Source organism: Mesorhizobium sp. P2_E9, from assembly GCF_056403815.1.
Window position 1 is genome coordinate 144,173 of the sequence record NZ_JBFUET010000009.1, and the last position, 15,531, is coordinate 159,703.

A 15,531-nucleotide genomic window follows, 5' to 3' on the forward strand; every position below is an offset into this window, starting at 1 on the left:
GCCTGGACGTCAGTCGCGCACGGAGGTGGAAAGGTTCATGGAAGCCTTGCGCAGAATGCTTGCGCCCGATGCTGCCTGTTCTTATATACGCGCCAAGCCGTGCGGCGGCGGAACACCGGTGCCGAACGGAATTTCTTATGAACAGGGGCTTTCGTCGGAACGCCTTCATGGGTCCTGAAAGCCTGCTTAGAGGAGAGACTAGAAAAATGGCAAAAGTAATCGGTATCGATCTCGGCACCACCAACTCCTGCATCGCCATCATGGATGGCAAGGAACCGAAGGTGATCGAGAATGCGGAAGGCGCGCGCACGACGCCTTCCATCGTCGCCATCTCGGGCGACGGCGAACGTCTGGTCGGCCAGCCGGCCAAGCGCCAGGCAGTCACCAATCCTGAAAACACCATCTTCGCGGTCAAGCGCCTGATCGGCCGCCGCTATGACGATCCGGTGACGGAGAAGGACAAGAAGCTTGTCCCCTACAAGATCGTCAAGGGCGACAATGGCGATGCCTGGGTCGAAGCCGGCGGCAAGAAGCAGTCGCCCTCGCAGATCTCGGCCATGATCCTGCAGAAGATGAAGGAAACGGCGGAAGCCTATCTCGGCGAGAAGGTCGAGAAGGCCGTCATCACCGTTCCGGCCTATTTCAACGACGCGCAGCGCCAGGCGACCAAGGACGCCGGCAAGATCGCCGGCCTGGAAGTGCTGCGCATCATCAACGAGCCGACCGCGGCAGCCCTTGCCTACGGCCTCGACAAGAAGGAAGGCAAGACCATTGCCGTCTATGATCTTGGCGGCGGCACGTTCGACATTTCGGTGCTCGAGATCGGCGACGGCGTGTTCGAGGTGAAGTCGACCAACGGCGACACCTTCCTCGGCGGCGAGGATTTCGACATGCGCCTGGTCGAGTATCTGGCGGCCGAGTTCAAGAAGGAACAGGGCATCGACCTGAAGAACGACAAGCTTGCCTTGCAGCGCCTCAAGGAGGCGGCTGAAAAGGCCAAGATCGAGCTGTCGTCGACGACGCAGACCGAAATCAACCTGCCCTTCATCACCGCCGACGCGACCGGCCCGAAGCACCTGACGCTGAAGCTGACCCGTGCCAAGTTCGAAAGCCTGGTCGAGGATCTCGTCCAGCGCACCATCGAGCCCTGCAAGGCGGCGCTCAAGGATGCCGGCCTGAAGGCTGGTGAGATCGACGAAGTGGTCCTGGTCGGCGGCATGACCCGCATGCCCAAGATCCAGGAGATCGTGAAGCAGTTCTTCGGCAAGGAGCCGCACAAGGGCGTCAACCCGGATGAGGTCGTTGCTCTCGGTGCCGCCATCCAGGCCGGCGTGCTGCAGGGCGACGTCAAGGACGTGCTGCTGCTCGACGTGACGCCGCTGTCGCTCGGCATCGAGACGCTGGGTGGCGTGTTCACCCGGCTGATCGAGCGCAACACGACGATCCCGACCAAGAAGAGCCAGGTGTTCTCGACCGCTGAGGATTCGCAGTCGGCCGTGACCATCCGCGTCTTCCAGGGCGAGCGTGAAATGGCCGCCGACAACAAGGCGCTCGGCCAGTTCGACCTGGTCGGCATCCCGCCGGCTCCGCGTGGCGTGCCGCAGATCGAGGTCACGTTCGACATCGACGCCAACGGCATCGTCAACGTTTCGGCCAAGGACAAGGGCACCGGCAAGGAGCACCAGATCCGCATCCAGGCCTCGGGTGGTCTTTCGGACGCCGACATCGAGAAGATGGTCAAGGACGCCGAAGCCAATGCCGAGAGCGACAAGAAGCGGCGTGCGGTGGTCGAGGCTCGCAACCAGGCCGAGGCGCTGGTGCATTCTTCCGAAAAGTCGCTGAAGGAATATGGCGACAAGGTCTCGGAAGCCGAGCGCACGGCGATTTCCGATGCGATCGCGGCGCTGAAGACGGCGGCCGAGGGCGACGACGCGGCCGACATCGAGGCCAAGAGCCAGGTGCTTGCCGAAGCTTCGATGAAGCTTGGCCAGGCCATGTACGAGGCCTCGCAGAAGGAAGCGGCGGAAGCCGACGCCAAGGCGGACGCCGCCAAGGACTCTGACGTGGTCGATGCCGATTTCGAGGAAATCGACGAGGACGACGACAAGAAGAAGTCGGCCTGAGCACCTGACGGCAAGATAAAGCGGAAAGCCCGGCGTAGAGCCGGGCTTTTTTGCAACCCTTGCTGAAAAAATGCGGACCCTCCCTGAAAAAACGACAGAAAAACCCGGACAGACGCACGCCAGCACTGGCATCCGGGCGGCACCGATCCTAAATCGAGACAACGTGCCGGCAAACGACGCAACAATGCATCAAGACGTTGAGCATCCGGACAGCGGGAAAAAATGAAAGCTGATTTCTACGAAACGCTGGGCGTGCAAAAGGGCGCCGACGAGAAGGAGCTCAAGAGCGCTTTCCGCAAGCTCGCCATGCAGTTCCATCCCGACCGCAATCCCGGCGATCATTCCTGCGAGCACAAGTTCAAGGAAATCAACGAAGCCTACGAAACGCTGAAGGACCCGCAGAAGCGCGCGGCCTATGACCGTTTCGGCCACGCCGCCTTCGAGCAGGGCGGCATGAATGGCAGTGCGCAAGGCTTCGGCGCAGGCGGCTTCGCCGACATCTTCGAGGATATTTTCGGCGACATGATGGGCGGGCGCCAGCGCCGCTCTTCCGGAGGCCGCGAGCGCGGCGCCGATCTGCGCTACAATATGGAAATCTCGCTGGAAGAGGCTTTTGCCGGCAAAACCGCGCAGATCCGCGTGCCGGCTTCGATCTCGTGCTCGGAATGTTCGGGCAGCGGCGCCAAGCCGGGCACCCAGCCGGTGACCTGCTCGATGTGCAACGGCCATGGCAAGGTGCGCGCCACGCAAGGCTTCTTCTCGATCGAGCGGACCTGCCCGCAATGCCAGGGCCGCGGTCAGACGATCAAGGATCCGTGCCCGAAATGCGCCGGCCAGGGCCGCGTCACCGAGGAACGCTCGCTATCGGTCAACATTCCGGCCGGCATCGAGGACGGCACCCGCATCCGGCTGGCCAATGAGGGCGAGGCCGGCCTGCGCGGCGGGCCTTCGGGCGACCTCTATATTTTCCTGGCGGTGAAGCCGCATGAATTCTTCCAGCGCGATGGCGCCGATCTCTACTGCAAAGTGCCGATCTCGATGACGACGGCAGCGCTTGGCGGCTCCTTCGAGGTGACGACGCTGGACGGCACCCAGACCAAGGTGAAGGTGACCGAAGGCACGCAGAACGGTCGCCAGTTCCGCCTCAAAGGCAAGGGCATGCCGGTGCTGCGCCAGCCCAATGTCGGCGACCTCTATATCCAGACCGCCGTCGAGACACCACAGAACCTTACCCGGCGCCAGCGCGAGTTGCTGGAGGAGTTCGAACAGCTCTCCTCGCAAGAGAATTCGCCGCAATCGAGCGGCTTTTTCGCCCGCATGAAGGATTTCTTCGAATCCTTCGGCGAACGCTGACGGACCAGGAATGGCGCGTGATCCGATGAAACGCGCCGCATCCCGGGACGCGACGAAATCTATCTTATCCACGACATCGGCAGGGTCGTGCCTTGCCTTGCGCTGCCCAGGTGTTAAGTAACCTGAGGGGAGTGCTGAGGAGAGCTTGCATGACACGTGGTCCCGGACTGCGGAAGGCGCTTGCCGAGAAATTCGACGACGAACTCAAATTCTTCAAGGGCTGGATCGACAAGCCGAAGACGGTCGGCTCGATCGTTCCGACCAGTTCGATCACCGCGCGCAAGATGGCCTCGATCGTCAATCCCAGGTCCGGCCTGCCGGTGCTGGAGGTCGGTCCCGGCACAGGCATCATCACGCGGGCCATCCTGGCTCAGGGTGTGCGGCCCGAAAACCTCTACGCCGTCGAATACAACACGGATTTCGTGCGCCATTTGCGCGGGCTCTATCCCGGCGTCAACGTCATCGAGGGTGACGCCTTCAACCTCAACGCCACGCTTGGCGAGAGGAGCGGGATGATCTTCGATTCCGTCGTCTCCGGCGTGCCGCTGCTCAATTTTCCCGTTGCCCAGCGCATTGCCTACATCGAAAGCCTGCTCGACCGCATCCCGGCGGGCCGTCCGATCGTGCAGCTGACCTATGGTCCGATGTCGCCGATCCCGGCCGGCCGCGGCGACTACACGGTCAAGCATTTCGATTTCATCTTCCGCAACATCCCGCCGACGCAGCTGTGGATCTATCGAAGGGAGGGATAAGGGAGTAGGCAGTAGGGAATAGTCAGGAACCGCTCAATCTCCTACTGCCTAAGCCCTACTGCCTACTCCCTTTTCGAAGCAATGGCAGTGATCCCGAAAATCCTCGTCTTCGCCGGCTCGGTGCGCAGCGGCGCTTACAGCGGCAGGACGGCTGACGTGGCGCAGAAGGAACTTGCGGTGCAGGGCGCCGAGGTGACCCGCATTTCGCTCGCCGACTATCCCCTGCCGATCCTCGACGAGGATCTGGAGAAGGAGAAGGGTGTCCCCGAAAACGCCCAGAAGCTTGCGCGGCTGATCATCGTCCATGACGGGCTACTGATCGCCACGCCGGAATATAACGGCTCCATCCCGCCGCTGCTCAAGAACACGATCGACTGGGTGAGCCGGGTGCGCCGGGATGGCGGCCGGACGGTCAGGCCGCTTGCCGGCAAGGTCGTTGGCCTGTGCTCATCCTCCAACGGCCACTTTGCCGGCATACGCTGCATCAACCATCTGCGCGCCGTGCTGGTGCGTTGTCAGATGGAGGTGGTGACGCCGGAATGCTCGGTGCCGGACGGCGGCGACGCCTTTGACGAAGGCGGCAATTTCCGAGACGAAAGACTGTACAAATCGATGGAGCACCTATGCCGCACGCTGATCGAAACCTCGCGCATGCTGTCGACGCGGATCGAGACGTGATCGCCGCAACCATGCAGCCCCAATCCATGCAGGCCAAATCCATGCAGGAAAGGTTGATCGTCGGCCTCGACGTGCCGACAGTACGGGAAGCCGAGCAGGCGGTGCGCGAACTCGATGGCGTCGTCTCGTTCTACAAGATCGGCTATCAGCTGGCCTTTGCCGGCGGCCTCGATTTCGCCAGGGAACTGGCCAGCGGCGGAACAAAGATCTTCCTCGACATGAAACTGCTCGACATCGACCACACGGTTGCCAAGGGCGTCGAGAACATCGTCAAGATGGGCATGACCATGCTGACCATCCACGCCTATCCGAAGGCGATGAAGGCGGCGGTGGAAGCCGCCAGGGGTAGCGAGCTTTGCCTGCTTGCCGTCAGCGTGCTGACCTCGATGGACGAGCAGGACATGATCGATGTCGGCTATGAATACGACCCGCATACGCTGGTGCTCAGGCGCTCGGAACAGGCACTGCATGCCGGCATGGGCGGCATTGTCTGCTCGGCGGCGGAGGCCGAAGCGGTGCGCCGCATCGTCGGCCCCGACATGGCGGTGGTGACACCCGGCATCCGGCCGGCGGGCAGCGACCATGGCGACCAGAAGCGTGTGGTGACGCCGGCGCAAGCGATCCGCAACGGCGCCAGCCATCTCGTCGTTGGCCGGCCGATCGTCGCGGAAAGCGACCGCCGCGCGGCGGCGCAAGCGATCCTCGACGAAATGCGCTCTGCATAATTTCCAAGTTCGGAGAAGAACATGCCAAAGGGATACTGGGTCGCTCGTGTCGATGTGCGCGATGCCGAAGGCTACAAGGACTATGTCGCCGCCGCCAAACCTGCCTTCGAGCGGTTCGGCGCGAAATTCCTGGCGCGCGGCGGCGAGCATGAAAAGGCGGAAGGGCCAGGGCGCGCGCGCAACGTCATCATCGAATTCGAGTCGCTCACTGCTGCGCATGACTGCTACCACTCGCCGGAGTATCAGCGCGCGGTCGCTATCCGTCAGAAGGTCGCCGACGGTGAGATCGTGCTGGTCGAAGGCGCCTGACGTCGGTCCCAAGGTTTCTCAGACGAAGTCCTGAAGGTTCACGTCGCGCAGCTTGGCCCCGCCAAGCAGGGCGCCGACCAGCTGGTGCTTGAGGGCAAGGCACTGCGAGCGGGCAAGTTTGACGATTGCCGGGACGTCGCTCTTTTCGCAGGCCTGCAGCAACTGCTTCTGCTGTTCGATGATCAGCGGCATGAAGTCGCGCGACTTGAAGCCGAGATGGAGCGTTCGTTCCGACTGATCGAGGATCTGGCTGAGCAGCTGTGCCAGCCGCAAATTGCCGGAAAGCTCGGCAATCGCTAGGCGAAAGGCACGATCGGCGGCCAGGAACGCGACCGGACTGCGCAGCGTCTCGGGCTTCAGCACCTTCCTGGCCGCCAGCCTGATCTCGTCCAGTCCGCGCTCGGTGATATCCGTGATGGCAACCCGGAACACTTCCGGCTCGATCAGGCTCCGCACATCGAAAATCTCGTTGACGTCGCGTAGGGTCAGTGTGGTGATGACATAGCCGCGGCGCGGCTCGCTCCTGACCAGTCCCTCTTGCATCAGACGGGCAAGTGCGGAGCGGATCGTCGCCTTCTTGATGCCGTAGCGCGCCTCGATCTGCTTTTCCGTCAACGCTTCACCGGGCGACAGGACGCACGCGACAATATCGCTTTTCAACTGCTCATAGGCCTGTTCGCTGCGCAGCACGTCCGCCGTCGACAGCGCCGTTGTCCCGCCGGGGGACGCGGCCGATTTCGATGGCGCGGCTTTTGTCGGCTTCATGCTTCTCTCGCTTTGTATCGGCCTTGACATTGGCCATCTTAGCTACTCTAACTGAGCATCTCAGACAGGAGCTGTGGCATGCCTCTATCCGCCGACTCCCCTCTCTACCCCGCGATCAAGGATATCGTCAACGCGGCGGCAGGCCCCCACCCCTTCGATGAGGTCAAGGCCGTTTTGAACGACTATACCAATCGCTTCCATGCGCTCGGCGGGCTGGTTCACGAGGAGGATGAGGACGAGCTGCTGCTGCATGCCAGCGCTGAGCTGACGATCTACCACATCACGCTTTCGCCCGGGGTGCAGTATCCGCCGCACAACCATCTGATGGACGCCTTGATCGGCATCTATTGGGGCGGCGAGACCAATTTCATCTACAAGCTGGCCGACGATCAGGTCGACGAGCCGGAGCGGCAGGATTTTGCGGCGCCGGCGCTGGTGCACATGTCTTCCAACACCATTCACTCGGTCGCCAATACGGGCAGCGCCCGCTCCGGCGCCCTGCATGTCTATCTGGGGGACCTGCCAGGCACCGATCGCCAACTGTGGAGCCTGGCCGACAACCGGCCAGAGCCATTCGACAACATCAGGTACATGGCCGGCGCACGGCCGATCCCGCAATCAACATCCGAGACCGAATAGACTACCAGCGCGCAAAGGAGGCCTGTCAGCTTCATTGGTCTTTTCGGTGGACCAATCACTGACATTCGATATTGGGCGAAGCAATGGGCGTTTCCCCCAATCGCCAAGGCATGAGTCCGTCAACCCAAGCGATCGTCAAACTCCTGCGCCGATATACTAACGAGTAAGCCGGCTGGCGGCGGTCTCAGCCATGGCGTCCGCAAGCTCCAGGCCCCATTGCGAGCGGCAATAGGCGCGGAAATCGAAGCAAGGCAGGCCGGGGCAGACCTCGAATTCGATCAGGTGAACCGTGTCGTCGGCCTCGACGCGCAGGTCGACGGAGAACACGTCGCGCAGGCCGAGCCCGCTGATCAGCCGGCTGGCGATATCCCTGATCCTGGCGTCCGCGGCCGGCTGAACGTCGGCAACCGCGACGAGTTCCGGTTCGACATATTGTCCTGCAGCCTTCGCCGCCTCGCCGGTTTCGCCGTAGAGCGCCATACTGTCGGCCATGGTCTGGAAATCGGCGCCGGAATCGACAAAGGCGACGCCGAGCGCCTCGACGCCCACTTGCGGCGTCAGCCCGAGGAAGCTGGCACGCACGTTGCGGCCGGCGACATAGGGCTGGACGACGACATCGTCGCGATAGGCGGCGAACACTCGCCGGCTAAGCTCCAGTGCGTGGCCAAGGTCGCTGCTGCGCGAATCCGGCCAGATGCCGATCTTGGCGCCAAGCCGGTTGGGCTTGACGAACCAGCCGGCGGCGGAAGCCGGCGGCTCGACCAGCCATTTGCCGTCGCGGGCAAGGCCGGCCTGCGGCACCGGTAGGCCGAGCGCGCCAAGCACGGCGCCGGAGCGGAACTTGTCCTGGCAGAGCGCGAACAGCGAATCATCGGCGCCGATCGTCCTCAGCCCCTTGAGCCGGGCGAGCGCGGGTGCGGCGCCGCCACGGAAATAGGCGATGCCGTCGGACAGCGTCCAGACCAGCGTGTTCTGCGCATCCGTACCCTCGAGAGTCTCGGCGGCATCGTCGAGCGCCACCGGCGCAAAGGCGAGACCGCGCGCCTCGCAGGCGGCGGCAAGCGCCTCAAACTCAAGAGCCAGATCGGTCGACTGCGCCAGATAGGACGAGATTTCGGTGGCGCGCTGTGGTGGGTAGCCTTCGGCGATCAAACGGTCGAAGCAAGCCTTTTCCGGCTCATAGACAAGGATCAGCTTTGGCTTGTGGCTCGACATCAGATGAACAATCCCCGACGGTGCGATCGCCTACCATCGCACGGGCGACGCAAACGACTTTCGCGAAACCGACCCGAGCCGGACGCTTGGGCGACAGCAGCGCTCTGCATATGGCCCGCGACTATTGCCCCTGTCTGTTCAGGCGATCTCTGTTCAGGCGATCAGCACGCGCGGTTCGAACCGGCCGTTGACGGGAATGTCGATGAGGAAGGTCATGCCCGCCTGCGGATCGAGCTTGCGCTGTTTTTCGTCCTTGCCCTTCCAGGCCGAGGTCACCGCCAGCCGGTCGGCCTTGGCACCGACAAAGGCCGGACAGGACGCCTGCGTCACCGGCATGGGAATTTCGCGCAGCAATGTGCCATCGGGCGAATAGGCCTTCACCGCCTTGCCGCCCCAGACGGCATTCCACAGCACGCCATCGCGGTCGACGACGGAGCCGTCGACGTAACCCTTCGAAGAGCGATGGTCGACGAACACCTTTGGCTGGCCAACCGGTAGGCCCGTCGCCGGATCGCAGGCGGTACGCATCAAAAGGCCGGTCGCGGTGTCGGTGTAATAGGCGATCGTCCCGTCCTGCGAAAAACAGATCGAGTTCGACACGGTGATGCCGGTGTAGAGCGTGCGCAGCTCGCCCTTGAAAAACCAGTAGATCGAGCCGGCGCCCTTGGCCTCGTCCTTGGCCATGGTGCCGACCCAAAAGGCTCCGCAGGGATGGACACGCGAATCGTTGGAGCGGGTGAGCGGATTGTCGGCCTCGATCGGCGTATGCAGCGTCAGCTTGCCGGTCGCGACGTCGCGGACATGAAGCCCGGTCTCGGTGGCGATCAGCTGGCGATTTTCGTCGATGATGGCGATGGCGCTCGCCATCTGGCCAAGCTCATGGATCTTCAGCGCGCCGCCGGCCACGGGTTTTTCCAGGAGCTTGCCGGTGACAATGTCGAACCAGAACAGCGCATCGGTGGCAGGATCGTAACTCGGCCCTTCGCCGAGCTGACAGATGTGATCGGAAAAAACCGAAACCTCACTCATCATGCGTCTCCGAACACCGCGTCCCAGGCTGCCACGGCAGCGTGCGCCCGCGCGGCGACCTCATCGACACTCATGCCGGGCTTGAACAGGCTGGAGCCAAGGCCGAAGACCGTCACCCCGACCGCCTTGTAGCCGGCAAAGTCCTTTTCCGAAACGCCGCCGACGGCGCCGACCAGCGTCTGCGCCGGCAGCACCGCCCGGATCGCCGAAATGCCCGCCGCACCCAGCGCGCTCGCCGGGAAAAATTTCAAGGCAGAAGCGCCGAGCCGGATCGCCTGAAAGGCTTCGGTCGGGGTGAATACGCCGGGCATGGTCACCATGCCGTAATGCATGGCACGCGCCATCACCTCGGCATCGATGTTGGGGCTGACCAGCAGCCGCCCGCCGGCCTGGTGCAGACCGTCGACATCGGCTGCCGTCAGCACCGTGCCGGCGCCTATCAGGGCTGTTTTCGGCAGCACTTGGACAATCCTGGCGATCGACGAGAATGGCTGGGGCGAGTTGAGCGGCACTTCGATCGCCTCGATGCCGGCATCGAACAGCGCCTGCCCCATGGCAATCGCTTCAGCGGGCTTCAGCCCGCGCAGGATGGCGACCAGCCCGCGCTTGAGTTTTGGAAAGGCTGCGGTCTCGGTCATGCCAAAGCTCCGGTTCTGGGGATCATGCCGTTTTCGCGCGCGGCTTCGATGAGGCCGGCGCGCACCGCTTCATCCGCGTCGACGGTGCGGACGGCAAGTCCCGCAAGGTCGAGTGCGGCTTGGTAGAGCACTGCGAGCGCACCCGAGGCAATCAGGACGACCGGCGCGTCGCCGGCCCCATAGCGGCGCTTCGCCGAGGCGATCTCGCCGCCAATCAAAAGCCCGGACAGGCAGGCCGCCGCATCCTCCGATTTCAGGTCTTGCAGGAGCCCGGCGGCGCGGATGGCAAACAGCTTCGACGTGACGTCGCCGCTCTCGCCAAGCGCCCGTTCGCACCACTGCCGGAAGAATGGGCTCTCCGCCGCAACCGGAGCCGGATGCTCGCCCAGCGAATGCTTGAGGATCGAATGCGCTGAAAGCACCGAAAACAGTTCGCCGGTCGGCCATGTGCCGAAGCCGGCAACCGCGCCATCCTCGACCACGACCCATTTCGAATGCGTGCCGGGCATGCAGGCGAGATGTCGCCCCTTTGCCGGCAAACCGGCACCGGCAAGCTGTGTTTCTTCACCGCGCATGACATCGGGCGCATCGGCCAGGCGCTGGGCGAGGCCCGGCACGATGCGGATGTCGCGTTTCTGATCGGATACCCGGGCGGCACCGCCGAGGATGGCACTGAGCGGCGCCGGCACAGGCACATAGGGCGCCTCGATCCAGCCCTGGCGGGAGCCAGCCATGCCGCAGATGATGACGGGTAGCGTTTCCGGCGCGCCCAAGGCGGCCAGATGGCCTTCCAGCACGTTCGAAAACCCTTTTTCGCGCGCGGTGATCAGGCCGTCATCGCCGCGGCGCTCGGCAAGCACCTTGCCGCTGCCGTCGATCAGCCATGCCCGGAGCCGGGTCGTGCCCCAATCGAGCGCCGCTACCGCCGGGGTCACGCTCACAGGAAGCCTCCGTCGACGATCAGCATCTGCGCCGTCAGCATGCGCGAGGCATCCGAGGCCAGGAACAGCACCGTGCCGACCATGTCGTCCGGGCGCATGACGTCCTTGATGCACTGCCTGGCGACATGGGCTTCAAGCGCCCCTTCGGTCACCCAGCGTTCCTGCTGCCGTTCGGTGATCACCCAGCCGGGCGCGACGGCGTTGACGCGGATGCGGTCGGGACCGAGCTTGCCGGCCAGCCCCTTGGTCAGGCCGAGGATGCCTGCCTTGGCGGCGGTATAGGCCGGCATGTCGGGGTGGTTGATGAGGTAGGACGTCGAGGTGAAATTGATGATCGAGCCGCCGCCGGCCCGCTTCATTCCCGGCGCTACCGCCTGCGCGGTGAAGAAATGTGGCCGCAGGTTAATCGCCTGGTTGTTGTCCCAAAATTCCACCGTCACGTCCTCGACGGCGTGACGCTCGTCCCACGCGGCATTGTTGATCAGCACCGTGACATCGCCATGCACTTCTGCCGCTTTCGCCGCCGAGGCGCGCAAAGCCTCGATGTCGCGCAGGTCGGTCTTGAGGTAGAGCGGCCGCCGCTTGAAGTCTCTCTCGATGCGGTCGGCAAGTAGCGTGCTCGGGCCATCGGCGATGTCGATGAAGGCGACATTGGCGCCCTGGCGGACAAAACCCTCGGTCAGCGCCGCACCGATCCCGGAGCCACCGCCGGTGATCAGCACCGAGGCCCCCTTGAGGTCGGCAAAATCCGCCGATGGCATCATCTTTCTTGTCTCCCAGCGTGACCGGCGCGCATCCTAGCCACGCAAGTCGCGCGGGCAAGGGCGAAAAGATGGATTTGCGGCTTATGTCGGACAAAACGACAATGCGCCGCACGCGGCGCAAAGTCGCGATGGTGTATTGGGCAGGGATCGCCGGTCAGATCGCCTTGGCGCGCAAGGCGCCCCGGAAGGAATCGCGGAGATAGCCGAGCGTGGCGTCGGCATCGACCGGCCTGCCGAACAGATAACCCTGCCCGCCGGCGCAGCCGAACTGGACCAGGCGGTCGGCCTGCGCTTCCTCCTCGATGCCTTCGGCGACCACATCCATGCCCAACCCTTCGCACATTGCGAGAATGGCGCGGATGATGTGTTCGGACGGACGGTCGTCGAGAATGGAGGAGACGAAGGCGCGGTCGATCTTGAGCTTGTCGAAGTGAAATTCGCGCAAGCGACCGAGCGAGGATTGGCCGGTGCCGAAATCGTCGAGCGAGACGCGGATGCCGACACGGCGCAGATCGTCGACGATTTGCGCGGCCGAGGCCGGGTCGTTCATCAGGCCGGTCTCGGTGATCTCGATCTCCAGCCGGCGCGGATCGAAGCCGGTGCGGTCGAGGATCGCCAGTATGTGCAGGCCGGTGTTCTGGTCGACGAGCTGCGAGGGCGACAGGTTGAAGGACAGGAACAGGTCCTTCGGCCAGCTCCTCGCCGCCTCGGTCGCCTTGCGCAGCACAAGCTGCGACAGCGGGCCGATAATGCCGCGCTCCTCGGCGATGGGAATGAAGACGGTGGGCGGCACCGCGCCGAGGTCGCGATCGGTCCAGCGCGCCAGCGTCTCGAAGCCGATGGTGCGGCGCGTATTGAGGTCGACGATCGGCTGGAAATGCGGCTCGACCTCGCCGGCCGAAACGGCACGGCGCAGCGCCTGCTCGATGCGGGTGACCCGCTTGGCCGCCTCTTCCATTTCGCGGGTGTAGACGACGACGCGTCCACGGCCTGACCGCTTGGCGTGGTAGAGCGCCGTTTCGGCCTTGTTGATGAGGATTTCGGTGGTCTCGTCGCCGGAATAAAACAGCGAGCAGCCGACCGAGGCCGACAGCCTGGCGGTGCGTTCGCCGACATCGTAGGGCGCCGACAGGATCTCGATCAGCATGCGGGATTTTTCCGCCGCCGCCTCCTCGGAGAATACCAGGGGATAGAGGTAGGCGAACTCGTCGGCGCCGATACGGCAGACCGTCGAATGGCCGTCCATCGATGCGCGCAGCCGCATGGCGACCTGGATCAGGATGTCGTCGCCGGCCTTGTGGCCGAACAGATCGTTGATCGGCTTGAAGCCGTCGAGGTCGAGAATGCCGACGGTGAAAGGTGCGGGATCGTCGGCACGATCGCTGATCAGGCGATCGACCTTGTCGAAGAAGCGGCGATGGTTGCCAAGCCCGGTCAACGGATCGGTGAATGCCAGATCCGTGTTTTCCCTGTTTGCCTGACCGGTGCCAAACGAAGTTTGCATCGGTGTCCCTGTTTGCGACGTCGGATTTCTTTCCAGACTGGCAGCAAACCCTTTAGGAAACGTATCCCCAAATCGATTATTCGCGGGTAAAATGCATTGCCTCCGGGAAGGTCGATGCAACTGGGGTCAACCCCTTGTTTTCAGACCGATCTTCAGTCGTTTGGCCGGACGCGATAGAGCTCGAGTGGCGTGCCACGGGTCTCCGCCACCGGGTCCAGCCATTCCGGTACGCTGCCGCGCATCAACCCGGCCAGGAAACCATCCGGCGCCTTGGCCGCGAACAGCCGGCTTTCCGTGTTGCCGCGGCAGAGCGCGACGAGGCCGACATGGTGGCTTTCGACGATGGCTTTCGCGTCGGCGGCAGAGCCCAGCAAGGCGTCGAACACGAGCAGGTTTCCGGCGACGTTGCGGTGGTAGGGTCCGGCGAACACGCGATGCCCTGTGAAGGCGAGGATCGGCGAGCCGAGATTGGAGATGGCCAGCACCGTGGTGGGGGCCATCGCGCCAAGTGCGGCGAACGATGCCTTGCTGTTGCAAGGTGCATCGATGCTGGCATCCTGGACAGGTGCGCCGGCCTCGAAAGCGTTCGATGCGGCCTCGGCGGCGCCCGACCAGATTGCATTGACCGAGATCAGCCAGGCCGCAGCCATCCTGAGCACCGAGCTGCTGGACGGGCTGGCCTCGGCCCGCTGCCGCCATTTGGCGATCCAGGCCGAAAGCGGGATCACCGCGAAGGCGATGGAGAAGGTCGAGCCGCGCACTTCCCAGGCGCTGACCAGGACCGCCACCACCAGCAGCGCGCCGACCAGGCTGTCCTGCCGCCGCCAGCCGCCATGGCTGAAACGAAGCGCCATCAGGACGATCGCCACCAGCGGCGTGGCAAAGCGCGCCACCGCCCTTGCCGGGTCATCGGCGACGAGTTGGACGATCGACTGCGCCTCTTCGATATAGCCGAGCCACATCTGCTGCAGGCGCGGGTCGAGATGGGCATAGGGCGCCGCCAGGCATTGCGGGAACAGGAGCATCACGACGAGAGCGAGGGCGACGGCAAGTACGCCAAGCGCCATCAGGCGCCGGGCGGCCGTTGCGTTGGCAGCCTTCCACGACGAGATGATCGCCAGTCCGGCGCCGGCAAGCCCGGTGACGGCGAACTGGACGATCGAGAACGTGTCGCACTGGGCCTGGCCCCAGGACGATACCGGAACGGTGGTGATGAAGACGACAGCCGAGACGCCGGCAACGCCAAGGCCGAAATCCCTGGCGATCAGCCTTTCGCCGTCGCCCTTGACCAGAAACAACAGCGCGACGACGGCGCCGAGGGTCCCGGCATAGGGAGCGCTTTCCATGCCGATGGCCAGGGTCAGTGTTGCGCACATGCCGGCGATGAAGGCAGCCGGCCGGCGCGTCGGCGCCTCGAGCAGCAGAGCCAGGCTCGCCAGCGTCAGCATCAGCTGGACGTTGTGATGATCGAGCGCACCGGGCGAGAAAATACCGATGTAATACAAGGCCGCGCCGCCAACGACGGCAGCGGGCAGCACCGCGTGCGGGCCGGCGAAAGCGCGCGCGGCACGGATGATGAAGAAGACGGCAAGCCAGAATTGCAGGGTGGGCCAGAATATCTGCACGATCTGTTCGGCCAAAGCGGTGCTGCCTGTCAGGGCCGACACGGCAAGGATGCTCAGCGCCAGCGGCGCGTCGAGCAACCGCGACCAGTGCATGAGGAAGCCGCCCTCCAGCCCCATCCGGTACTGGTGCATGTCGAACCAGCCCTGGCCGCGCATGAGGTCGCGGACTTCGACCAGCTGCAGCAGGCTGTCATTGTCGCCCGCCGGATTGGCCAGCTGCGGAAACCCGGCATGGGCATTGAGCGCCAGCAGCAGCAAGGCGGCAAGCAGCGCGAACGCGATATCGGACTTCCCTGTGGAAGTTCCGTCCCTTGCTGTGCTCATCCCCGGGCACCCTTGGCGGGAATGCCGGGCCTTTCCAGGCCAATCGACACTCATGAAGTCGGTTCTAAACCTAGCCTTAACGGCTTCAATAAATAGTAAAACCGCCTGAACGAGGCCGGTTTCCGGCGCGAGACCGTGTGGTCGATA

Annotated in this window: 15 protein-coding genes; 7 read left to right on the forward strand and 8 right to left on the reverse strand. The window is 63.8% G+C overall.

The features are described from left to right. Positions 1-206: 206 nt before the first annotated feature. The 6 genes from dnaK to AC1D05_RS17155 all read left to right on the forward strand — a co-directional run bounded on the left by dnaK (position 207) and on the right by AC1D05_RS17155 (position 5,940). A complete protein-coding gene (gene dnaK / locus AC1D05_RS17130; protein WP_258588255.1) occupies positions 207-2,123 on the forward strand; it encodes a molecular chaperone DnaK in 1,917 nt (638 codons plus the stop codon). A gap of 222 nt (positions 2,124-2,345) precedes the next feature. Next, the gene (dnaJ, locus tag AC1D05_RS17135) at positions 2,346-3,476 is read left to right on the forward strand and encodes a molecular chaperone DnaJ (protein WP_477442301.1); all 1,131 of its coding nucleotides are present in this window, start codon (positions 2,346-2,348) and stop codon (positions 3,474-3,476) included. 149 nt (positions 3,477-3,625) lie between these two features. Beyond that, a complete protein-coding gene (gene pmtA / locus AC1D05_RS17140; RefSeq protein WP_477442303.1) occupies positions 3,626-4,228 on the forward strand; it encodes a phospholipid N-methyltransferase PmtA in 603 nt (200 codons plus the stop codon). Between the two features lie 81 nt (positions 4,229-4,309). Continuing rightward, positions 4,310-4,906, forward strand: a complete 597-nt coding sequence (locus AC1D05_RS17145) for an NADPH-dependent FMN reductase (RefSeq protein ID WP_477442305.1) — start codon at positions 4,310-4,312, stop codon at positions 4,904-4,906. 11 nt (positions 4,907-4,917) lie between these two features. Beyond that, positions 4,918-5,631 carry an orotidine-5'-phosphate decarboxylase gene (pyrF, locus tag AC1D05_RS17150; RefSeq protein WP_477442916.1) on the forward strand — a complete coding sequence of 238 codons (714 nt, stop codon included), beginning with the start codon at positions 4,918-4,920 and terminating at the stop codon, positions 5,629-5,631. Positions 5,632-5,652: 21 nt separating this feature from the next. After that, complete coding sequence (locus AC1D05_RS17155) at positions 5,653-5,940, forward strand: DUF1330 domain-containing protein (protein ID WP_027040972.1); 288 nt, start codon at positions 5,653-5,655, stop codon at positions 5,938-5,940. 18 nt (positions 5,941-5,958) lie between these two features. Here the strand turns inward: AC1D05_RS17155 and AC1D05_RS17160 are convergent, their stop codons facing one another. After that, positions 5,959-6,705, reverse strand: coding sequence for a GntR family transcriptional regulator (locus tag AC1D05_RS17160; RefSeq protein ID WP_477442307.1), 747 nt, complete (start codon positions 6,703-6,705; stop codon positions 5,959-5,961). A 78-nt stretch (positions 6,706-6,783) separates the two neighbouring features. Between AC1D05_RS17160 and AC1D05_RS17165 the strand changes: the two genes are divergently transcribed. Continuing rightward, positions 6,784-7,344, forward strand: a complete 561-nt coding sequence (locus AC1D05_RS17165; RefSeq protein ID WP_477442309.1) for an autotransporter — start codon at positions 6,784-6,786, stop codon at positions 7,342-7,344. Positions 7,345-7,500: 156 nt separating this feature from the next. Here the strand turns inward: AC1D05_RS17165 and AC1D05_RS17170 are convergent, their stop codons facing one another. The 7 genes from AC1D05_RS17170 to AC1D05_RS17200 form a co-directional block, all read right to left on the reverse strand. After that, entirely contained in the window at positions 7,501-8,559 is a 1,059-nt protein-coding gene (locus AC1D05_RS17170; protein WP_477442311.1) for a D-alanine--D-alanine ligase family protein, read from the reverse strand. Positions 8,560-8,712: 153 nt separating this feature from the next. Further along, entirely contained in the window at positions 8,713-9,588 is an 876-nt protein-coding gene (locus AC1D05_RS17175) for an SMP-30/gluconolactonase/LRE family protein (protein ID WP_477442313.1), read from the reverse strand. Beyond that, positions 9,588-10,226, reverse strand: a complete 639-nt coding sequence (locus AC1D05_RS17180) for a 2-dehydro-3-deoxy-6-phosphogalactonate aldolase (protein ID WP_477442315.1) — start codon at positions 10,224-10,226, stop codon at positions 9,588-9,590. The genes AC1D05_RS17175 and AC1D05_RS17180 overlap by 1 nt, the downstream gene beginning before the upstream one ends. Then, on the reverse strand, positions 10,223-11,167 hold the full coding sequence (locus AC1D05_RS17185) for a 2-dehydro-3-deoxygalactonokinase (RefSeq protein ID WP_477442317.1): 945 nt from the start codon (positions 11,165-11,167) through the stop codon (positions 10,223-10,225). Before AC1D05_RS17185 ends, AC1D05_RS17180 begins: the two co-directional genes overlap by 4 nt. After that, positions 11,164-11,931 carry an SDR family NAD(P)-dependent oxidoreductase gene (locus tag AC1D05_RS17190; RefSeq protein ID WP_477442319.1) on the reverse strand — a complete coding sequence of 256 codons (768 nt, stop codon included), beginning with the start codon at positions 11,929-11,931 and terminating at the stop codon, positions 11,164-11,166. Before AC1D05_RS17190 ends, AC1D05_RS17185 begins: the two co-directional genes overlap by 4 nt. Positions 11,932-12,085: 154 nt before the next feature. Beyond that, entirely contained in the window at positions 12,086-13,435 is a 1,350-nt protein-coding gene (locus tag AC1D05_RS17195) for a putative bifunctional diguanylate cyclase/phosphodiesterase (RefSeq protein ID WP_477442321.1), read from the reverse strand. Positions 13,436-13,587: 152 nt separating this feature from the next. Beyond that, positions 13,588-15,384: a GtrA family protein gene (locus tag AC1D05_RS17200; RefSeq protein ID WP_477442323.1), complete on the reverse strand. Its 1,797-nt coding sequence runs from the start codon at positions 15,382-15,384 to the stop codon at positions 13,588-13,590. Between the last annotated feature and the right edge of the window lie 147 nt (positions 15,385-15,531).

Excerpts from the sequence above, each read along its gene's own strand:
- dnaK (WP_258588255.1), top strand. The coding sequence starts at position 207 with ATGGCAAAAGTAATCGGTATCGATCTCGGCACCACCAACTCCTGCATC.
- dnaJ (WP_477442301.1), top strand. The coding sequence starts at position 2,346 with ATGAAAGCTGATTTCTACGAAACGCTGGGCGTGCAAAAGGGCGCCGAC.
- pmtA (WP_477442303.1), top strand. The coding sequence starts at position 3,626 with ATGACACGTGGTCCCGGACTGCGGAAGGCGCTTGCCGAGAAATTCGAC.
- AC1D05_RS17145 (WP_477442305.1), top strand. The coding sequence starts at position 4,310 with ATGGCAGTGATCCCGAAAATCCTCGTCTTCGCCGGCTCGGTGCGCAGC.
- pyrF (WP_477442916.1), top strand. The coding sequence starts at position 4,918 with ATGCAGCCCCAATCCATGCAGGCCAAATCCATGCAGGAAAGGTTGATC.
- AC1D05_RS17155 (WP_027040972.1), top strand. The coding sequence starts at position 5,653 with ATGCCAAAGGGATACTGGGTCGCTCGTGTCGATGTGCGCGATGCCGAA.
- AC1D05_RS17160 (WP_477442307.1), bottom strand. The coding sequence starts at position 6,705 with ATGAAGCCGACAAAAGCCGCGCCATCGAAATCGGCCGCGTCCCCCGGC.
- AC1D05_RS17165 (WP_477442309.1), top strand. The coding sequence starts at position 6,784 with ATGCCTCTATCCGCCGACTCCCCTCTCTACCCCGCGATCAAGGATATC.
- AC1D05_RS17170 (WP_477442311.1), bottom strand. The coding sequence starts at position 8,559 with ATGTCGAGCCACAAGCCAAAGCTGATCCTTGTCTATGAGCCGGAAAAG.
- AC1D05_RS17175 (WP_477442313.1), bottom strand. The coding sequence starts at position 9,588 with ATGAGTGAGGTTTCGGTTTTTTCCGATCACATCTGTCAGCTCGGCGAA.
- AC1D05_RS17180 (WP_477442315.1), bottom strand. The coding sequence starts at position 10,226 with ATGACCGAGACCGCAGCCTTTCCAAAACTCAAGCGCGGGCTGGTCGCC.
- AC1D05_RS17190 (WP_477442319.1), bottom strand. The coding sequence starts at position 11,931 with ATGATGCCATCGGCGGATTTTGCCGACCTCAAGGGGGCCTCGGTGCTG.
- AC1D05_RS17195 (WP_477442321.1), bottom strand. The coding sequence starts at position 13,435 with ATGCAAACTTCGTTTGGCACCGGTCAGGCAAACAGGGAAAACACGGAT.
- AC1D05_RS17200 (WP_477442323.1), bottom strand. The coding sequence starts at position 15,384 with ATGAGCACAGCAAGGGACGGAACTTCCACAGGGAAGTCCGATATCGCG.